Here is a 17,042-nt window from a genome sequence, read left to right as displayed (position 1 = left end):
TACTTCCGTAACGTGCCCCGCTTATTGAGAGCTAAACGTCTTTTTCTTGGTAAATTTGGTCGGTTGGGTATTGGCTGGATCATCAGGCCAAAGGTGCTTTGGATACCGTCCCTTCATCTCTTTTTTTACATGCTCATACGGCCCTTGCCAAAAACTGGCTAAATCTGCGGTAACAGCAAGCGGTCTGTGAGCAGGTGATAATAGCTCCATCGTCACCACTAGCTTACCTTGGGCGAGCACAGGGCTTTGCTGCATACCTAAGGCTTCTTGTAACCTAACGCTAAGTAAGGCTCGGCCACCAGCATCATATTCTATACTCACGTTGCTACCTGTCGCCATCGGCCACTTCTTAGGCAGTAAACTATCGAGTTGTTGCTGCAACTCCCACGGCAGCAAATTAAGCAGCAGAGTATAACAATCTAATTGCTGCAATTGTGTAAGACTTCGTACTTCATCTAAGTAAGGAGTCAGCCAGTCGGCCAAACTATCTAATAAACTTTGGTTATCAAGTGCAGGCCAGTCATAGTCTGGGTAGTATTGCCGCGCCAAAGCAACACGATATTGTAGCTGCTGACAGGCATCATTAAAGTTCATTAATGACAGCCCTTTAATACGTATTTGCTGCTCAATGGCTTGCTTAATTAAACCTTGGTCGATTTTTTGAATCGGGCTTTGGTTCAAAATAATTTGCCCCACCTTTTGCTGGGTTTCTGCAAAGAAGCGGCCTTTATTATCATCCCACCCCCCCTGCTCTACCGTCTCAACTAAGGTGACTAATTGCTTCGAAAATAATTCAGGATCAAGCGCCGCTGCTAAATATACCCGCCCCTGCGAGCGGCCTGCAGTTTCTTGAAAGTCAGCAACAACTAACCATGAAGCCCCCGCTAAAGCATCTTCGGCGGGTAACTCGACACCACTGCCATTAGCAAGTTGATAACCTGTCACTCCACGTGCTTTAGCTATTCTGTCTGGGTAGGCGTAAGCCAGCAGTATCGCGATATCGTCACGGCTAGCCTCCCGCGCAACTTGGGCTAAATCCACTCGTCCTAACGCAGAGAGCTCGAGGGTATGACTCCAATTACGGATCTGCTTTTGCGCCTCGCCTTGCAGTGACTCTTGTAAATAGCGACTAATATCCGCACCTTGCCGACTGCGGCTACGCGACTCTAACGTTCCAGCTAAAATACAGCCAAGCGCCGCAAAACTGACATCGCTGCTCTCGGCAGCAACTTGTTTAGCCATCAATAACATATGCGCTAGTCTTGGGTTACAACCTAACTGATGGGCTTCACGGCCATGGGGAGTGATTAAACGCGCCTCATTAACCATCCCCATAGTTTGTAGCAACTGCCAGCTTACCTGCTCGTTTGCTGCCGATGGTGCAGTCAACATAGGCAGTTCAGCTAATGACTTCACTCCCCAAAATGCGCCATCTAACACCATAGATAATAAGTCAGTATGCAAGATCTCAGGTTCATCAGCTTTGGGCAGACGACCATGCTCTTCTTGGCTCCACAGTCGAGTACAAAAACCGGCCATTAAGCGCCCAGCACGACCAGCTCGTTGCGCGGCAGATGCCTGACTAATGCGCTTGAGCGATAATCGGGTCACGCCTGTTTTTGGGTTAAAACTTGCTTGACGCTTATAGCCAGAATCCACGACTTGGGTGATCCCCTCAATGGTCAAGCTCGACTCGGCAACGTTAGTCGCTAATACCACTTTGCGCATACCTTGTGGTGCAGCTGCAATCGCTTGGTCTTGAGCTTTGGCACTAAGGCTGCCGTACAAAGGGCACAGCATAAATTGCTGACTATCCAGCCTTGCATTTAACATGCTATGTAAACGGTTTATTTCTGCTTGGCCGGGTAAAAATGCCAATAAAGAGCCATCTAGATGCAAGTTAAGACTATCAACAATGACCTTAGCCATATGCTCAAGCCAATGACTTTGATTGCTGACAGAGCTATAGCTATGCTCTACCGGAAAACTACGGCCTTCACTTTTAAGTAATTGCGCCTCTGGCATCACATCTGTTAATGGTAAGCCTGACAAGGTCGCTGACATCGCTAGAATTTTTAAGTCTTCACGAAAGCCAGCTTGGATTTCAAGTGCTAATGCAAGGCCTAGATCCGTCGTCAGATGGCGCTCATGGATCTCATCGAAGATCACCATATCAATCCCTGTTAGTTCAGGATCATGCTGGATCATACGGGTTAACACCCCTTCGGTGACAATCTCTAATCGAGTTTGTTGCGATACCTTTGAATCACCTTTTACTCGATAGCCGACTTCAGCCCCTAACTGACAACCGCGCTGTTTAGCCACAAATTGCGCCACATTACGCGCAGCAACTCGGCGTGGTTCTAGCATCAAAATCTTGCCCGTTATCTCGGGCCAATCAAGCATATCTAAAGGTAAAGCGGTTGATTTACCCGCACCGGTTGGCGCTTCTAAAATCACTTGATTGTGAGACTTAAATGCCTCTCTTAGGGGCGTAAGCAAGGCTTGAATAGGTAATAAAGTCACGAGCGATTTGTCTACCATAATGAGCTAATTAAAATAAACGAAATGCATGATTGTTTGCTAACCTCATGCATTGAAAGGCGGCCTGAATAGCGCTAGTGTACTCTAAAACAGACTTTAGACTAAGCTGTGATAGTGATAACTAAAGCAAACAATAGCGGGTGAGCAAAAACGTTTCGCTCAAAACTAAGCTTCAACAGCTAACGAATATCATGACAACAACATCAAAGCGCATTTTTCTCGGTTTTTCGCTTACCGAGCAGCAAACCTCATCTGTAGTCGCGATTCAACAGCAACTGCCGCCGGAAGTACGCCTTGTACCAGCCGCCAACCTACACATGACACTCGCCTTTTTAGGCGCTGCAACGACAAAGCAGATGCAAGATTTAATTTGCCAAGTCGACCAGCTTAATAAACCTCAATTTAGCGTGACACTTGATAAAATCGCTCATTGGCAAAAACCGAAAATTCTCTGCTTAAATGGCGCTGCCACTGACGTTAATTTGCTTAAACTTGCTGCCGATGCACAATCTATCGCAGCAAAGCTTGAGCTCCACTGTAGCGAATACAGTTACAACCCACATGTCACCTTATCGCGTAAAGCTAAACAAGCTGTTGAGGTTGTAAACTATCAACCGATCACCCTACAACCTACAAAGCTGCTGTTATTTGAATCATATCCTGGTAAAAATGGTGTTGAATACCCAAGCCTGCATCAGTGGCAGCTAGACTGATCTGTGTCGTCACCAGCATAATTGTTTGTAGTTGAGCGGATCTGAGCTAACCTATGCCTCATTCAGTTCCAGCTAATGAGATAATCATGGAAATCACAGAAATTACTAAAGCCCAGCTAGTCGCCTTGCTTAGCGCTTGGAAGCAAGGTGAAATTGACGCCGAAGCCCTGCAAAACTGGATGATCACCCATTATGATCCACCAGAAGTAAAAATAGGTACCGGTGAGCCTGAATGGACTCAAGAAGCGATGAATATCGTCATGAATGAGTACGAAATTGCTAAACTCGACAAGTTCAGACTCGACAATGCCCAATATGCAATTGATTTTGTTAACTGCAGTGAGAGTACTTTTAATCAAACCAAGCATCTTTTCATCCAAGATGGCTTTAGTGATTAAATAACAAGTAAAAAAATGCCACCTCTCGCTAGGTGGCTAATCGAAGACAGTGTCAGCAGGTCGCTAAATAACGCCGCATTGCTTGTTCATTTATTTAGCGTTATTTATCATTATTGATAGCACAGGCCTATCAGCACTCCCACTGATTTTATTTGAATTTCTTTGAAAAGTTTTGAAATCCACAAAAAGAATGAAAAGCGAAATTAAGGGCTTAGCAATTGAGCCGCAAAAAAGCTAGTTCGACTCAAAATGTGTCAACACATTACGATACAGAGATTCTGAATCAATAATCACTGCTTGACCGCCACTTTCATAAATCGCATCAACCACCCCAGCCGACTCAACATAGGTATACAGATAAAATGGCGTCTTATGACCCTTTGCTCTAATCGCCTGCAGTAATTTAAGTCCCGCTAACGAATCGCCATGACGTCCCATATCTGAAATCACAGCTTGATAGCGATACATGCTCAGTAACATTAACGCTTCTTCAGAGGTCACTGTGTTATACACCCCGATCTTTTTTTGCTCAAAATAGGCTTTTTCAACAAGATTATTCTCAGGATTATCATCAACCCAAAGTATCCGACCAATAGCGCCATTAGGCTCGCTGTAAGCTAAAGGTTTGCTCGGCTCTGAGAACAGCTCTCCAGAGAATAAGCGTTCAGAAAACGAATTAGGCAAAAATTGCCATAGCAAAGTGACCAATAAAAGGAGGGCTAACAGTGTCTTGGCAACAACCTCCCACCAGTTAATGTTATTTCCACTGACCTCAACCTGCTTAATTGCTTGTGTCTCGGCTTGCGTTCCTTGGGAAGCTTGGCTGGCTTGCTGGTTATTACTAATGGAATTGTCTTGAGTCACTGTTGGCGCTGTTGTCGAAGGCGAAGAGCTAGTCTGATAGTTATCGCCTAATTCAACGCCAGTCGAATTTGCTTCTGCAGCAGAGCTGGCTATCGCTTGCGCCGCCAGCTGCTTACCGAGTAAATGCTCGAGTCGATAACCTCGCCCATGTACCGTTTGGATAAGTGGTCCGTCATAACCCGCTTTAGCGAATATTTTACGCGTGTCGGAGACTAACTTAGATAACGACATGTCAGACACTATTGTGTCGGGCCAAATGTGTGCTAAACATTGCTGCTTACTGCAGTGATCGGGAAAATGTTCAGCTAATTGCTGCAGTAGCAAAATATGGCGCTCATCGATTGCTACAACGTGCTCACCAATATGCAGCTCTAATGCCGCACTATCGATGGAAAACTCAGTAAAGCTTAGCGTCATAATGAAAAGAGCCTTAGCTTTTCAGTGCCTAACGATAGTTACAATATTGCAACATAAACGCGTTTTACGCAAAGACAAAAGTCAGATTTAAGTGTTACAAATGACATGCGCTAGCTAAAAAAATACCCCGCATAGCGCGAGGTATTTAATACTTAACCAGCTAAGACATTAATCTTCGAGTAATCCGGCAATCGTCAACACGCCATGAGTCGTCGCCCCTGCAGACCATAAGTGATCACCTGAGTCGGAAAACGCCGATGCTAAATCGATATGCAACCAATCAGCCTCTGGTGATACGAAGCGCCACAAGAAGCCTGCCGCATTTGATGCGCCGCCAGCCCCGCCACCTTTCATTGGTCGGCTGTTTGCTGTATCCGCATAAGGGCTTGGGCAGTTATCTTTATGCCAAGGATCTAGAGGCAGTGGCCATACTCGCTCGCCAACCGCTAACGCTTTTTGCTGTGCTAATGCTAATACTTCAGCCTTAGGCGAGAAAATAGCATTGTAGTTAGTACCAACAGCCATAACCGCTGCGCCAGTTAAGGTCGCTGCATCGATAATTAGTGGAGCGCCGGTCTCTGATGCCGCTTGTAAGCCATCAGCTAACACTAAACGACCTTCAGCATCAGTGTTAACCACTTCCACTGTTACACCATTCTTATATTTTAGAATGTCGCCAAGCTTGTATGCATGGCCACTGATCAGGTTTTCTGCGCAGCATAAAAACAGCTTCACGCGCTTATTAAGACCCGACTTAATTGCTAGACCAAGCGCTGCGGTCACCGTTGCCGCCCCGCCCATGTCACATTTCATTCCCAACATGCCCTCTGAGGCTTTAATGCTGTAGCCACCAGAGTCAAAGGTGATCCCTTTACCCACAAGCGCCACAGACACATCAGCATCTGCAGCTAATGGATTAAAGTCTAGTTCTAGCAGTGCTGGCGGACGTTCGCTGCCACGGCCAACGGCGTGAATGCCGATCCACTTTTTCTCTAGAAGTTCTTCGCCCTCAATAATGCGATAACTCACCTTGTCGCCGCCAATGTCGCTAAGCCATTTAGCCGCTTGCGTAGCCAAAGCTACCGGCGATAAGTTTTCAGGTGTTTCATTGATTAACTGACGTGCAAACGTCGCACTTTCAAGGCGGCTTGTCAGTTGTGCTTGCGTCGCTTCATCACCCGTCCACTGTATAACAGGTGCCGCTGCTGCAGTAGCAAAGCCTTGAGCAAACGCCCATTGCAGATCCAGCGTCCAAAGTTGACCCGTTAATGCAACCTGATTAACCCCTTGTGATTCCAACTTACGTGCAGCTTGTTGAACCTGAAGTAGCGTATCCCCTGACAATAGGTGAATCGTGGCAGTGTCTGCCTGAAAAGAGACATCCGCTCGGCCCCAGTGAGCTGGCACAGCCTCATGGCTCAAGGTTACTTGCATCAATTCCGTCATTATTTAGGTCCTTATTATTATGAATCAATATTGCGATAACATGGCTTGCGCACTCATTATCAACAACCAGCCTATTTTTAGTGCAAGCAGTCTACTGCATCCCTTGCCAATTCTAAAGCATAGTTGCAGGGATAATCAGTGCTCAGCTAGTGGGCTCAGCCGAATCAGCAATGAAATAAGACACCTCAAGCCACAGCGACTCAAGTTTCTGTTAACCTAGTGACAAATAATTGCCAATTGAGCCCAACAATGAAGTTTGATCCGAGTTTTGACAGTGGCGTATTAATTAAACGCTATAAACGATTTCTAACTGATATTCGTCTTGAAAATGGCGACACAGTCACCATCCACTGCCCTAATACAGGGTCAATGCGAAACTGTTTATTTGAAGGGGAAAAGGTTTGGTTCTCGGTATCAGATAACCCAAAGCGTAAATACAGCCGCACTTGGGAGCTGGCACAAACAGCAGCTGGGCATATTATTGGCATCAATACTGGCCGTGCCAACGCCTTAGCCGAAGAGGCAATCAATAATGGTGTTATTAGCGAGCTTCAAGGTTATCAATCTCTTCGTAGAGAAGTGAAATATGGCAGCGAAAATAGTCGCATCGATATTTTGCTCGAAGACAGTGACAAGCCAAATTGCTATATAGAAGTCAAAAGTTGTACTTTATTAGAACAAGACCAAGGATACTTTCCTGATGCAGTCACCACTCGAGGACAAAAACACCTCAGAGAGCTGATGGAAATGGTCGAACAGGGTTACCGTGCAGTTCTGCTTTTTGTTGTTCAGCATACGGGCATAAAGAGTGTTAAAGCAGCAGCACATATTGACGAAGATTATGCCAAATTACTTGTTGAAGCTCACAAAAAAGGTGTCGAGATTATCGCCTATAGTGCAGAGTTATCGCCTTTAGAGGCAAGTTTGGTTAAATCCTGTCCAGTCAGGCTTTAATTCAGCAGATACAGTTGAAATTGTTCTGAATAGCGGACATAGTCAAAGAATAACCCCCAATTAACATAAATTATTTGCCTAGTGAAAAGCTTTCTGGTATAGATAGCGGCCGTTATTTAAAGACGCCCTACAACGCAAATGATTAACAGGAGATGCGTTATGCCTGAAGGCACTAGAAAACTTGGCGTGCTCGCTATCGCAGGTGTTGATCCTTACCAGGAAAAACCAGGTGAGGAGTACATGAACGATGCTCAATTGGGTCACTTTAAGAAGATCCTTGAAGCATGGCGTAACCAATTGCGTGAAGAAGTTGATCGCACTCTTAATCACATGCAAGACGAAGCGGCTAATTTCCCAGATCCTGTCGACCGCGCTGCTCAAGAAGAAGAGTTCAGCTTAGAATTACGTGCTCGCGACAGAGAGCGTAAGCTAATTAAGAAGATCGAAAAGACCATGCAGAAAATTGAAGACGACGATTTCGGCTTCTGTGATTCTTGTGGTATCGAAATCGGTATTCGTCGATTAGAAGCACGTCCAACAGCCGATCAGTGTATTGACTGTAAAACACTTGCTGAAATCAAAGAAAAGCAAATGGCGGGTTAATCACTGCCTAAATAAGTGCGGAGCTAAAGCTCCGCTCTTTTGTTTTACGACTGCAATAAATGCTTAATACGACTCCTTATATTGGCCGCTTTGCGCCCTCTCCTTCTGGTCCACTTCATTTTGGTTCATTAATTGCTGCCCTCGGCAGTTATTTGCGTGCCCGCTCCATGGGCGGAAAATGGTTAGTGCGCATCGAAGATATCGACCCACCACGGGAAATTGCTGGTGCCAGCAGCGCGATTCTCACAACCCTCGAAGCCTATGGTCTGGAATGGGACGGGGACGTGCTGTACCAAAGTCAGCGTCTCGATGTTTACCAAGCAAAGATTGAACAGCTACTGCAACAAGACCAAGCCTATTATTGCCAGTGTACTCGCAAGCAAATTCAAGCTATGGGCGGCAGCTATGATGGCCGTTGCGGACAACTCCCACAGCCATTAACTCAAGGTGCAATTCGAGTACGTAACGCTTTTGGCATCGATCACTTTGTTGATCAGCACATGGGGCACGTCACGGTTGATAAACCTTTTGCTGCTGAAGATTTCATTATTAAGCGCAGTGATGGTTTGTATGCCTACCAATTAGCGGTAGTGCTGGATGACATTCATCAGCAAATTACAGAAGTCGTACGTGGCTGTGATCTGCTCGAGCCAACTTGTCGCCAACAGAGTTTATATCAATTACTGCAATCGCCAGCGCCTAAGTGGCTACATTTGCCTTTAGCCTGTGCCGAGAAAGGCCGTAAACTTTCAAAGCAAAATCATGCGCCTGCAATTGATAATCACAACCCACAAGCCAGTATTCAAGCGGCGTTAGCCTTTTTAGGCCAGCCAGCTGTAACGACTGAATCTCAAGTCAGTTTAATGATAGCTCAAGCGGTAGCTCAATTTGATTTGGCACTCGTACCCAAGCAATCAGAAATACTGCTTGATACGTGAGATCAATCGTATACTCATTAAGCTTTAATTGAGTTATCATAGCTCCCTTGTTTTTACCCAAATTAAGATCCAAATCAGAGGTGTCCCATTTTTCGCCGTATTAGTCAATTCTGTAAACAGCTGTTTGAAGATACTCCAAAAGCTGAAGAACCAACGCAGACAGGTCTTAGTTTAGAGGTCGTGCCTCGTAAAGAGCATGCCATTTCACGCAGACAAATCAGCGACAATGCGATCAAAGTACTCTATAGGCTACACAAGTCAGGCTTTAAAGCTTACTTAGTTGGCGGTGGTGTACGCGATATCTTATTGGGCTTACAACCGAAAGACTTCGATGTTGTCACCAATGCAACGCCTGAAGAGATCAAACGATTATTCCGTAACTGTCGTTTGGTAGGTCGTAGATTCCGTCTTGCACACATCGTTTTTGGACGCGATGTTATCGAAGTAGCGACCCTACGCGGCCACCATGTAGATAGCGGTGAGAAGATCTCTAAGACCAACGAGTCTGGGCGTTTATTGCGTGATAATGTTTACGGAAATATTGATGAAGATGCAGAGCGCCGTGATTTCACCATTAATGCTTTGTATTACGACATTAGTGACTTCTCTATTCATAGTTATGGCGGTGGATTACAAGACTTAGCGTCTCGCACCATTCGTCTCATTGGCGATCCACAAACCCGTTATCGCGAAGACCCTGTACGCATGCTGCGTGCAGTGCGTTTTGCCACTAAGTTAGACATGACTATCGAAGCAAAAGCAGCTGAGCCAATTAAAGGTCTAGCAGGTTTGCTAAAAGATATTCCTGCAGCACGCATGTATGAAGAAGTATTAAAGCTGTTCTTTGCTGGCAAAGCACAACAAAACTTCGACATGATGCGCGAGTTCGGTTTATTCGAGCCACTGTTCCCTATGGTTGAATCATTATTAAATGAATATCCAAACGGTGAAACCTCGAAATTAATGCAAGAGATGATGGCCAATACCGATGAGCGCGTAGCACAGGATAAACCAGTTACTCCTGCGTTTTTCTATGCCGCATTGCTTTGGTACCCATTAGTGCAACGTGCCGATGATATCGCCTTAGAAAGCGGTCTAAGCTCTTATGACGCCTACAATGCCGCTATGGGTGATGTCATGGAGCAGCAATGTCGCACCATCAGTATTCCACGCCGTTTCAGTACAGTAACTAAAGATATTTGGCAGCTACAACTTAGATTCGATCGTAATAAAGGCACAAAAGCCTTTAGATTTATCGAGCACCCTAAGTTTAGAGCTGCTTACGATCTATTATTACTGCGTGCTCACGCTGAAGGCGGTAACGTTGCCAAGAGCGCTGCTTGGTGGAAGAGCTTTGTTGAAGGCAGTGAAGATCAACGCAACGTCATTGCACGTTCTGCCAATAAAGGCGGCCGAAACCGTAACTCTAATCAACGTAGACGCCGTAAGCCTAAAGCAAAGCCTGCGTCAAAACCAGCTGAATAATGGCACAGGTATACGTCGCACTAGGTGCTAACTTAGCCGATCCTATTGGCCAACTTAATCGTGCTTGCCAAGCACTATTGAGCTTGGCCGAAGGCGACTCTTTATCTGTGTCACCATTTTATCGCTCAGCCCCGATGGGCGATGTTGAGCAGCCCGACTATGTCAATGCCGTTGCCGGCTTTAATACGACACTCAGCCCCATCGATTTACTTGATGCATTGCAAGCGATAGAGAATCAACAAGGGCGAGTACGTGAGCTACGCTGGGGACCAAGGACACTGGATTTAGATCTGCTGCTATATGATGATCAGTCTATCGATATTCCCCGCCTTATCGTGCCCCATTACGGCATGCGCGAGCGCAGCTTTGTACTCGTGCCATTAAGCGATATCGCACCAGAGCTTATCTTGCCTGACGGCACAGCATTACAAACTCTCATCACTGGGTCTTTAAAGGCTGAGCTGGTGTTAGCTGAACCACAGCCGTAATAGCATTCTGCTTAATAGGTTTTTCTGCTAGTATGCCTGCGTCTATTTTGAAAAATTCAACATCACTGAAGTTAGATCTTTGTTGACCGATTACAAGTTCACAAATTGAGTTTTAAAATTACCATTATGTCGAAAATTACAAGTTCAACACTGCGTACCTTTAAGCAAGAAGGCAAAAAATTCACTGCACTTACCGCCTATGACGCCAGTTTTGCCGGCGCATTCGACAGCGAAGGCGTCGACGTGCTGTTAGTGGGTGATTCAATGGGCATGGTACTGCAAGGTCATAATGACACTTTACCTGTTACCGTTGACGATATCGCTTACCACACCCGCTGTGTGCGCCGTGGTATCGAGCGCGCCCTGCTGATTGCTGACATGCCATTTATGAGTTACGCCACCCCAGAGCAAACCATGAGCAACGCGACTAAGCTAATGCAAGCTGGCGCCAATATGGTTAAAGTCGAAGGCGGTAAGTGGCTACTTGAAAGCGTGTCTATGCTGACAGAGCGCGGTATTCCAGTTTGTGCACATTTAGGTCTGACACCGCAGTCAGTACACGTATTTGGTGGTTTTAAAGTACAAGGCCGTGATGCTGACAACGCTCAACGTATTCTTGATGAAGCCTTGGCCCTTGAAGCTGCTGGTGCACAACTATTAGTGGTTGAGTGTATCCCTGCTGCGTTGGCAAAAGCGATTACAGAAGCCTTAAGCATTCCAGTAATTGGTATTGGTGCAGGTAAAGATACCGATGGTCAGATCTTAGTTATGCATGATGTCCTTGGGATCTCTAGCGGCTATATTCCACGTTTCTCTAAAAACTACCTTAAACAAACCGGTGAAATTCGCGCCGCAGTTCGCGCTTATATTAGCGAAGTTGCTGAAGGTGTTTTCCCTGGCGACGAACACACATTTAACTAATTATCAGCGCTCAACAGCCCAGTTGAGCGTGTTTTATTTTGCTATCAGAGCAGTAAAGTCATGATCACAACTCAATCGATTGCCGATATCCGCGCTCAAGTCAAAGCTTGGCGTCAACAAGGTGAAACTGTGGCATTTGTGCCAACTATGGGTAACCTACACTTAGGCCATATCACTTTAATCAAAGAAGCTAAACAACGTGCTGATCACGTAGTTGCCTCGATTTTTGTTAACCCGATGCAGTTCGGCAAAAATGAAGATTTAGACTCTTACCCTCGTACTTTAGCTGATGATCAAGCCGCGCTAGTAGCCGCTGGCGCAGAACTATTGTTCACCCCAACGCCTGAGATCATTTACCCTAAAGGTATGGATGCACAAACGTTTGTTGAAGTACCAAGGATCTCTGACGAGCTTTGCGGTGCCAGTCGCCCGGGGCATTTTAGAGGCGTCGCAACCATAGTTTGCAAGCTATTTAATATCGTCCAGCCTGATATCGCCGTTTTTGGACAAAAGGACTTTCAACAGCTGTTAGTGATTCGCACTATGGTTGATGATTTATCTATGCCAATTGAGATTATTGGCGTTGAAACCATACGTGAAGACTCAGGTCTTGCTATGAGTTCGCGCAATGGCTATCTCAGCATTGAGCAGAAACAGCAAGCCGCGCAAATTAAACGCAGCTTAGATGCCATCGCGCTATCACTTAAAGCAGGTAACGCTATCGACAGCGTTATCGCCCAAGCGCAAACCGAGTTGAGTGAAGCCGGGTTTAAACACGATTACCTTGATGTGCGTAACGCAAACACCTTTGCTATTGCTAACGATACCGACAAGGAGCTAGTTATTCTTGTTGCCGCGTATATGGGTACGACTCGTCTCATCGACAATATCTTAGTCTCTCGCTAATCAATATTGGATCAAAACAAGTGGCGCTAAATTGTATTTAGCGCCACTTTTTTATTGGCATATTGCCGTTTTTAATGGCGTAACTCTCCTTGTTCCCCCAGTCTTTTCCTCCCTTTGATCAGCCGTCAAAATATTGAATCACAGCAACTAATTTACATAGAAATCAGTGTAAAGCCCGATTGGACTCTTAAGGCAAACTGAAATTATTTAGTGTCAAAAAACTGGTGTTATTGACCAACATAAGCCATAGTATGGAAGATTGTTAAAAATATTTAAAACTTGTTAATTATCAGCGATTGAATAACTGCAATATTCAAGCTTGATTCAATAAACTCAGCACTCAGGTCAATAAGGACAGTTAGCCCGATGGCGAAAGTTATTTTCACAATAATTTGCCTTGCAGTTGCAAGTACCGCTCATGCCAAGAGCAGTATTTTCAAATGTACTAAAGATCAAAAAATTGTCTTTAGTCAGCAATCGTGTCCAAAAGAGTTTCGCCAACACAAAATTGAGTATCAGTTGGGGATCACCACTGAAACAGACTCAGATAAACGCATTACAACCCAAGATCCACTGCAGGCATTACTCAATAAAAAAACCATTTCAAAAGAGCGTTTGCTGCAACTGTTAGACAGCGAAGTTTACCGCCTGCGCCAAGAGAACAGCTATTATGAGATCTTAAGAGCCAGCGAATTACAAAAACTTGAGCGTAATCGTTACTGGCAAAAGCGCGAAAAAACCGATCCGCAATATCTTGAGTCTGTCGATGAAATGAACCAGCACTTTGACCAACTGGTAAAAGCCAATGCTGGCGCTATTGATGTATTGATTGCTCGAAAACACTTGATAGAAAAAGAAGCTGCAAAAACAAATTAGTCTGCCTCTATAATAGCAATTTAGCTGCATATCTTTGCCGGAGTCAGTATTGTCTCATTTTTCATTTAACGTACTTCATTGGCCTATTGTGCTCAAACAGTGCGATCAAGCTGAACTGATTTACCTCAGCCAGTTAACTGAGCTCACAGAGCAACTCGCCATCCAGGCCAGCCTAGAAGAGCTAACCATTATTGATAGCCAAGGCTATTGTTACCACCCTCAGCCATGCGACAGTGACATACAACTGCATTTATTCGCGCCGCAGCCATCTTTGCAGCAACTGATAGACTGGGTGAGACAGCATGCCAGTCAAGCAGGCCATTGCTGCACGACTAAGTTATCAGCAAACAATATTGAGCAACTGTTTGCGATACTTGCCTTTATTGAAGAAGCTTAAACACAAAAAAGCCAACCTATATAGGTTGGCTTTTATCAGTTAATTAACTTCTTAGACCAATACCACGAGATATTAAATAGTAAGCTAGCGCCCATAGTCCTGCACAGAAACCAACCATCACCCCAATAGACAAAGGCACGCTCATATCGGCGTAACCTAAAAAGCCATAACGGAATACGTTAATCATATACACAATTGGGTTTAGCGCCGACACACCTTGCCAAAAATCAGGTAATAACGACAGTGAGTAAAACACCCCACCTAAATAGGTCAACGGCGTTAATACAAATGTAGGTACGATACTAATATCATCATAGCTCTTAGCAAATACCGCATTAATTAAACCGCCAAGAGAGAACAAAATTGAAGTAAGCAGTACGGTTACCGCAACTAAACCTAGATGCTGCACACTAATATCAACAAAGAACAAAGCCACTAATGTGACAATCGTGCCCACACATAAGCCGCGCGCAACGCCACCACCAACATAACCCGCAATAATCACATAATGGGGTACAGGTGCCACAATCAACTCTTCAAGGTTACGCTGAAACTTGGCACTGAAAAATGATGACACCACATTAGAGTAGGAGCTAGTGATCACAGCCATCATAATCAAACCCGGTGCAATAAACTCCATATAAGATACACCGCCCATTTCACCAATGCGCTTGCCCACCAAGTTACCAAAGATCAAAAAGTACAATGTCATACTAATCGCTGGCGGAACTAAGGTTTGTACCCAAATACGAGTAAAGCGGTTAACTTCTTTATTTAAAATACTTTTAAAAGCTGTGAAATACAGCGCTCTCATGTTCATTTCACATCTCCGCTTTGTTTACCTTTTTCAACTAACTCAACAAATAGCTCTTCCAAACGGTTGGCTTTATTGCGCATTGATAGCACTTGAATAGCTTGCTCATTCAGTTGCACAAAGACACTGTTTAACCCTTGCTCTTTTGCCACATCCACTTCTAAAGTATGACCATCAATTAAACGACATTCGACGCCATTCAGTGTTGGCGCAACGGCAATATCATCTTTCAGATCGAGAACAAAAGTCTCAATATTTAAGCGGCTTAGCAATGATTTCATGCTAGTACACTCCACCAGCACACCTTTATCGATAATACCGATATTGCGGCATAGCATTTCAGCTTCTTCTAGGTAGTGAGTGGTCAGAATAATGGTCACGCCTTGCTGATTAAGATCCGTTAAAAAGGTCCACATAGAGCGGCGCAGCTCAATATCCACTCCCGCCGTAGGCTCATCAAGAATTAACAGCTTAGGTTCATGCATTAAGGCTCTGGCAATCATCAAGCGGCGTTTCATACCGCCAGAAAGCTCACGTGCAGGACTATTACGTTTTTCCCATAAATCCAGCTGCGATAAATACTTTTCAGCACGTTTAAGGGCGATATCGCGTTTTACGCCATAGTAACCCGCTTGATTCATCACAATCTGTTGTACGGTTTCAAACTGATTGAAATTAAACTCCTGCGGCACTAATCCAATACATAGCTTAGCCAACTCAAGTTCGCTGTCGATATCATGCTCGAACACAGATACCTTACCTGCAGTCTTTTGCACTAATGAGCTAATCACCCCAATCGTCGTCGACTTACCGGCACCATTTGGGCCTAAAAGCGCGAAAAAGTCGCCTTTATTGACTGTTAAACTTATGCCTTTAACCGCTTCAACCCCACCTTTGTAGGTCTTCTTAAGTGAGTCAATAACAAGGGCTGCTTGAGTATTTGCCATGGTTATTTCAATCCGTATGAAAAATATATAAAAACTCCCGCAGTTGCGGGAGTCGATAAGATCATTGCACATTAAACTAAGCTCTTAAGCTGTCAGCGACAAGCTTAATAGAGGTTAATTTAACATGGCAATTAGTCCTCTAATGGAACTACTTTCGCAATATAAGGCAGATTACGATACTGCTCAGCGTAGTCGATACCGTAACCTACGATGAACTCGTCAGGAATAGTAAAGCCAATGAAATCAACTGGTACGTCAACTTCACGACGCTCAGGCTTATCTAAAAGTGTGCATAGCGCAAGACTTTTAGGTTCGCGCAGTAACAACATTTCACGCACCTTGTTTAAGGTATTGCCTGAGTCAATTAGATCTTCAACGATCAATACGTCACGACCCTGAATTTCAGACTGTACGTCTTTAAGGATTTTTACGTCGCGGCTGCTAGTCATAGCGTTGCCGTAGCTCGATACCGACATAAAGTCGATTTCAACATGCCCTTTAATACGTCTGCAAAGATCTGCCATAAATACAACAGAACCTTTCAACAGACCAACCATTAATAGGCGGTCGCTATCGGCGTAATGAGCATTGATTTGCTCAGCCAAGATATCCAGTTTTTGATCGATCTCTTCAGCAGTGATCATCACTTCAGTGGTGTGTTTCATATAACTCTCAGTAGTCGATGTCGCTAACGTTATGCTTGTCATAACCCCAACGATTCGTTAGTGCATGGTTAACGCCCAGATGGTCAAGAATTCGAGCGACCATGAAGTCTACCAGATCTTCAACCGATTTGGGATTATGATAAAAGCCTGGTGCCGCAGGCATAATGGTCGCCCCTAGCTTTGAAAGCGACAACATGTGCTCTAAGTGTATGGCACTAAAAGGAGTTTCTCGAGGAACCAAAATTAATTGCCCGCGCTCTTTTATTACCACATCGGCTGCTCTTTCAAGCAAATTATTACTCATTCCTGTTGCAACAGCCGCTAATGTGCCTGTACTGCATGGACATATCACCATCTGTTTTGGTGCAGCCGAGCCAGAGGCCGGTGGTGAAAACCACTCCTCTTTGCCCAACACAATCAACTCGCCAGCCACTTCATTAAACTGCGCCAATAACTGCTGTTTGGCTTTGTCACTGTTAGCACTTAATTGCAGGCCTTGCTCGGTGGCTAACACGACGCGCGCAGCAGAGGAGATCATCAAAAACACCTGATAATCGTTTTGTAATAATATTTCTAGCAACCTCAAGCCATAAGGTGCGCCTGACGCGCCTGTCCAAGCTAAGCTTATCGACTTTTCTGCTTTTCGGTATTTCACGCTCATGATTG

The 17,042-nt window shown here is 44.9% G+C and carries 18 protein-coding genes; 11 read left to right on the top strand and 7 right to left on the bottom strand.

From position 1 onward, the window contains the following. Window positions 1-21: 21 nt before the first annotated feature. Complete coding sequence (hrpB, locus tag L884_RS0100770; RefSeq protein ID WP_028765690.1) at window positions 22-2,544, bottom strand: ATP-dependent helicase HrpB; 2,523 nt, start codon at window positions 2,542-2,544, stop codon at window positions 22-24. A gap of 191 nt (window positions 2,545-2,735) precedes the next feature. Here hrpB and thpR point away from each other — a divergent pair, with 191 nt between their 5' ends. Together thpR and L884_RS0100760 are read left to right on the top strand one after the other, a co-directional pair. Next, on the top strand, window positions 2,736-3,257 hold the full coding sequence (thpR, locus tag L884_RS0100765) for an RNA 2',3'-cyclic phosphodiesterase (RefSeq protein ID WP_028765689.1): 522 nt from the start codon (window positions 2,736-2,738) through the stop codon (window positions 3,255-3,257). An 86-nt stretch (window positions 3,258-3,343) separates the two neighbouring features. Then, the gene (locus tag L884_RS0100760) at window positions 3,344-3,655 is read left to right on the top strand and encodes a hypothetical protein (RefSeq protein WP_028765688.1); all 312 of its coding nucleotides are present in this window, start codon (window positions 3,344-3,346) and stop codon (window positions 3,653-3,655) included. A gap of 234 nt (window positions 3,656-3,889) precedes the next feature. Here L884_RS0100760 and L884_RS0100755 read toward each other — a convergent pair whose 3' ends face one another. Both L884_RS0100755 and pepB read right to left on the bottom strand, forming a co-directional pair. After that, window positions 3,890-4,936: a winged helix-turn-helix domain-containing protein gene (locus L884_RS0100755; protein ID WP_028765687.1), complete on the bottom strand. Its 1,047-nt coding sequence runs from the start codon at window positions 4,934-4,936 to the stop codon at window positions 3,890-3,892. A gap of 168 nt (window positions 4,937-5,104) precedes the next feature. Next, window positions 5,105-6,382 carry an aminopeptidase PepB gene (gene pepB / locus L884_RS0100750; protein WP_028765686.1) on the bottom strand — a complete coding sequence of 426 codons (1,278 nt, stop codon included), beginning with the start codon at window positions 6,380-6,382 and terminating at the stop codon, window positions 5,105-5,107. Between the two features lie 249 nt (window positions 6,383-6,631). On the opposite strand from pepB, the gene sfsA reads away from it, so the two are divergent. The 9 genes from sfsA to L884_RS0100705 all read left to right on the top strand — a co-directional run bounded on the left by sfsA (window position 6,632) and on the right by L884_RS0100705 (window position 13,950). Beyond that, window positions 6,632-7,336, top strand: a complete 705-nt coding sequence (sfsA, locus tag L884_RS0100745; protein WP_028765685.1) for a DNA/RNA nuclease SfsA — start codon at window positions 6,632-6,634, stop codon at window positions 7,334-7,336. Window positions 7,337-7,495: 159 nt separating this feature from the next. Continuing rightward, window positions 7,496-7,939, top strand: coding sequence for an RNA polymerase-binding protein DksA (dksA, locus tag L884_RS0100740; RefSeq protein ID WP_028765684.1), 444 nt, complete (start codon window positions 7,496-7,498; stop codon window positions 7,937-7,939). Between the two features lie 59 nt (window positions 7,940-7,998). Beyond that, the gene (gene gluQRS / locus L884_RS0100735) at window positions 7,999-8,877 is read left to right on the top strand and encodes a tRNA glutamyl-Q(34) synthetase GluQRS (protein WP_028765683.1); all 879 of its coding nucleotides are present in this window, start codon (window positions 7,999-8,001) and stop codon (window positions 8,875-8,877) included. A 180-nt stretch (window positions 8,878-9,057) separates the two neighbouring features. Continuing rightward, a complete protein-coding gene (pcnB, locus tag L884_RS0100730) occupies window positions 9,058-10,362 on the top strand; it encodes a polynucleotide adenylyltransferase PcnB (RefSeq protein ID WP_028765682.1) in 1,305 nt (434 codons plus the stop codon). Beyond that, window positions 10,362-10,850 carry a 2-amino-4-hydroxy-6-hydroxymethyldihydropteridine diphosphokinase gene (gene folK, locus L884_RS0100725; RefSeq protein WP_028765681.1) on the top strand — a complete coding sequence of 163 codons (489 nt, stop codon included), beginning with the start codon at window positions 10,362-10,364 and terminating at the stop codon, window positions 10,848-10,850. Before pcnB ends, folK begins: the two co-directional genes overlap by 1 nt. A gap of 126 nt (window positions 10,851-10,976) precedes the next feature. Beyond that, complete coding sequence (gene panB, locus L884_RS0100720) at window positions 10,977-11,771, top strand: 3-methyl-2-oxobutanoate hydroxymethyltransferase (protein ID WP_028765680.1); 795 nt, start codon at window positions 10,977-10,979, stop codon at window positions 11,769-11,771. A 60-nt stretch (window positions 11,772-11,831) separates the two neighbouring features. Beyond that, window positions 11,832-12,677, top strand: coding sequence for a pantoate--beta-alanine ligase (panC, locus tag L884_RS0100715; protein WP_028765679.1), 846 nt, complete (start codon window positions 11,832-11,834; stop codon window positions 12,675-12,677). 366 nt (window positions 12,678-13,043) lie between these two features. Next, window positions 13,044-13,553, top strand: coding sequence for a hypothetical protein (locus L884_RS0100710; protein ID WP_028765678.1), 510 nt, complete (start codon window positions 13,044-13,046; stop codon window positions 13,551-13,553). A gap of 49 nt (window positions 13,554-13,602) precedes the next feature. Then, the gene (locus L884_RS0100705; RefSeq protein WP_028765677.1) at window positions 13,603-13,950 is read left to right on the top strand and encodes a DUF4144 family protein; all 348 of its coding nucleotides are present in this window, start codon (window positions 13,603-13,605) and stop codon (window positions 13,948-13,950) included. A gap of 43 nt (window positions 13,951-13,993) precedes the next feature. Here L884_RS0100705 and L884_RS0100700 read toward each other — a convergent pair whose 3' ends face one another. The 4 genes from L884_RS0100700 to L884_RS0100685 form a co-directional block, all read right to left on the bottom strand. Beyond that, window positions 13,994-14,764, bottom strand: coding sequence for an ABC transporter permease (locus tag L884_RS0100700; protein ID WP_028765676.1), 771 nt, complete (start codon window positions 14,762-14,764; stop codon window positions 13,994-13,996). Window positions 14,765-14,766: 2 nt separating this feature from the next. After that, window positions 14,767-15,711 carry an ABC transporter ATP-binding protein gene (locus tag L884_RS0100695; RefSeq protein WP_028765675.1) on the bottom strand — a complete coding sequence of 315 codons (945 nt, stop codon included), beginning with the start codon at window positions 15,709-15,711 and terminating at the stop codon, window positions 14,767-14,769. A gap of 131 nt (window positions 15,712-15,842) precedes the next feature. Continuing rightward, window positions 15,843-16,376 carry a hypoxanthine phosphoribosyltransferase gene (hpt, locus tag L884_RS0100690; protein ID WP_028765674.1) on the bottom strand — a complete coding sequence of 178 codons (534 nt, stop codon included), beginning with the start codon at window positions 16,374-16,376 and terminating at the stop codon, window positions 15,843-15,845. Between the two features lie 7 nt (window positions 16,377-16,383). Next, a complete protein-coding gene (locus tag L884_RS0100685; protein WP_201797572.1) occupies window positions 16,384-17,037 on the bottom strand; it encodes a flavin prenyltransferase UbiX in 654 nt (217 codons plus the stop codon). Window positions 17,038-17,042: the final 5 nt, after the last annotated feature.

This window comes from Shewanella fidelis ATCC BAA-318 (assembly GCF_000518605.1).
Classification (GTDB): Bacteria; Pseudomonadota; Gammaproteobacteria; order Enterobacterales; family Shewanellaceae; genus Shewanella; species Shewanella fidelis.
This window is presented reverse-complemented; position numbering and strand designations above follow the sequence as displayed.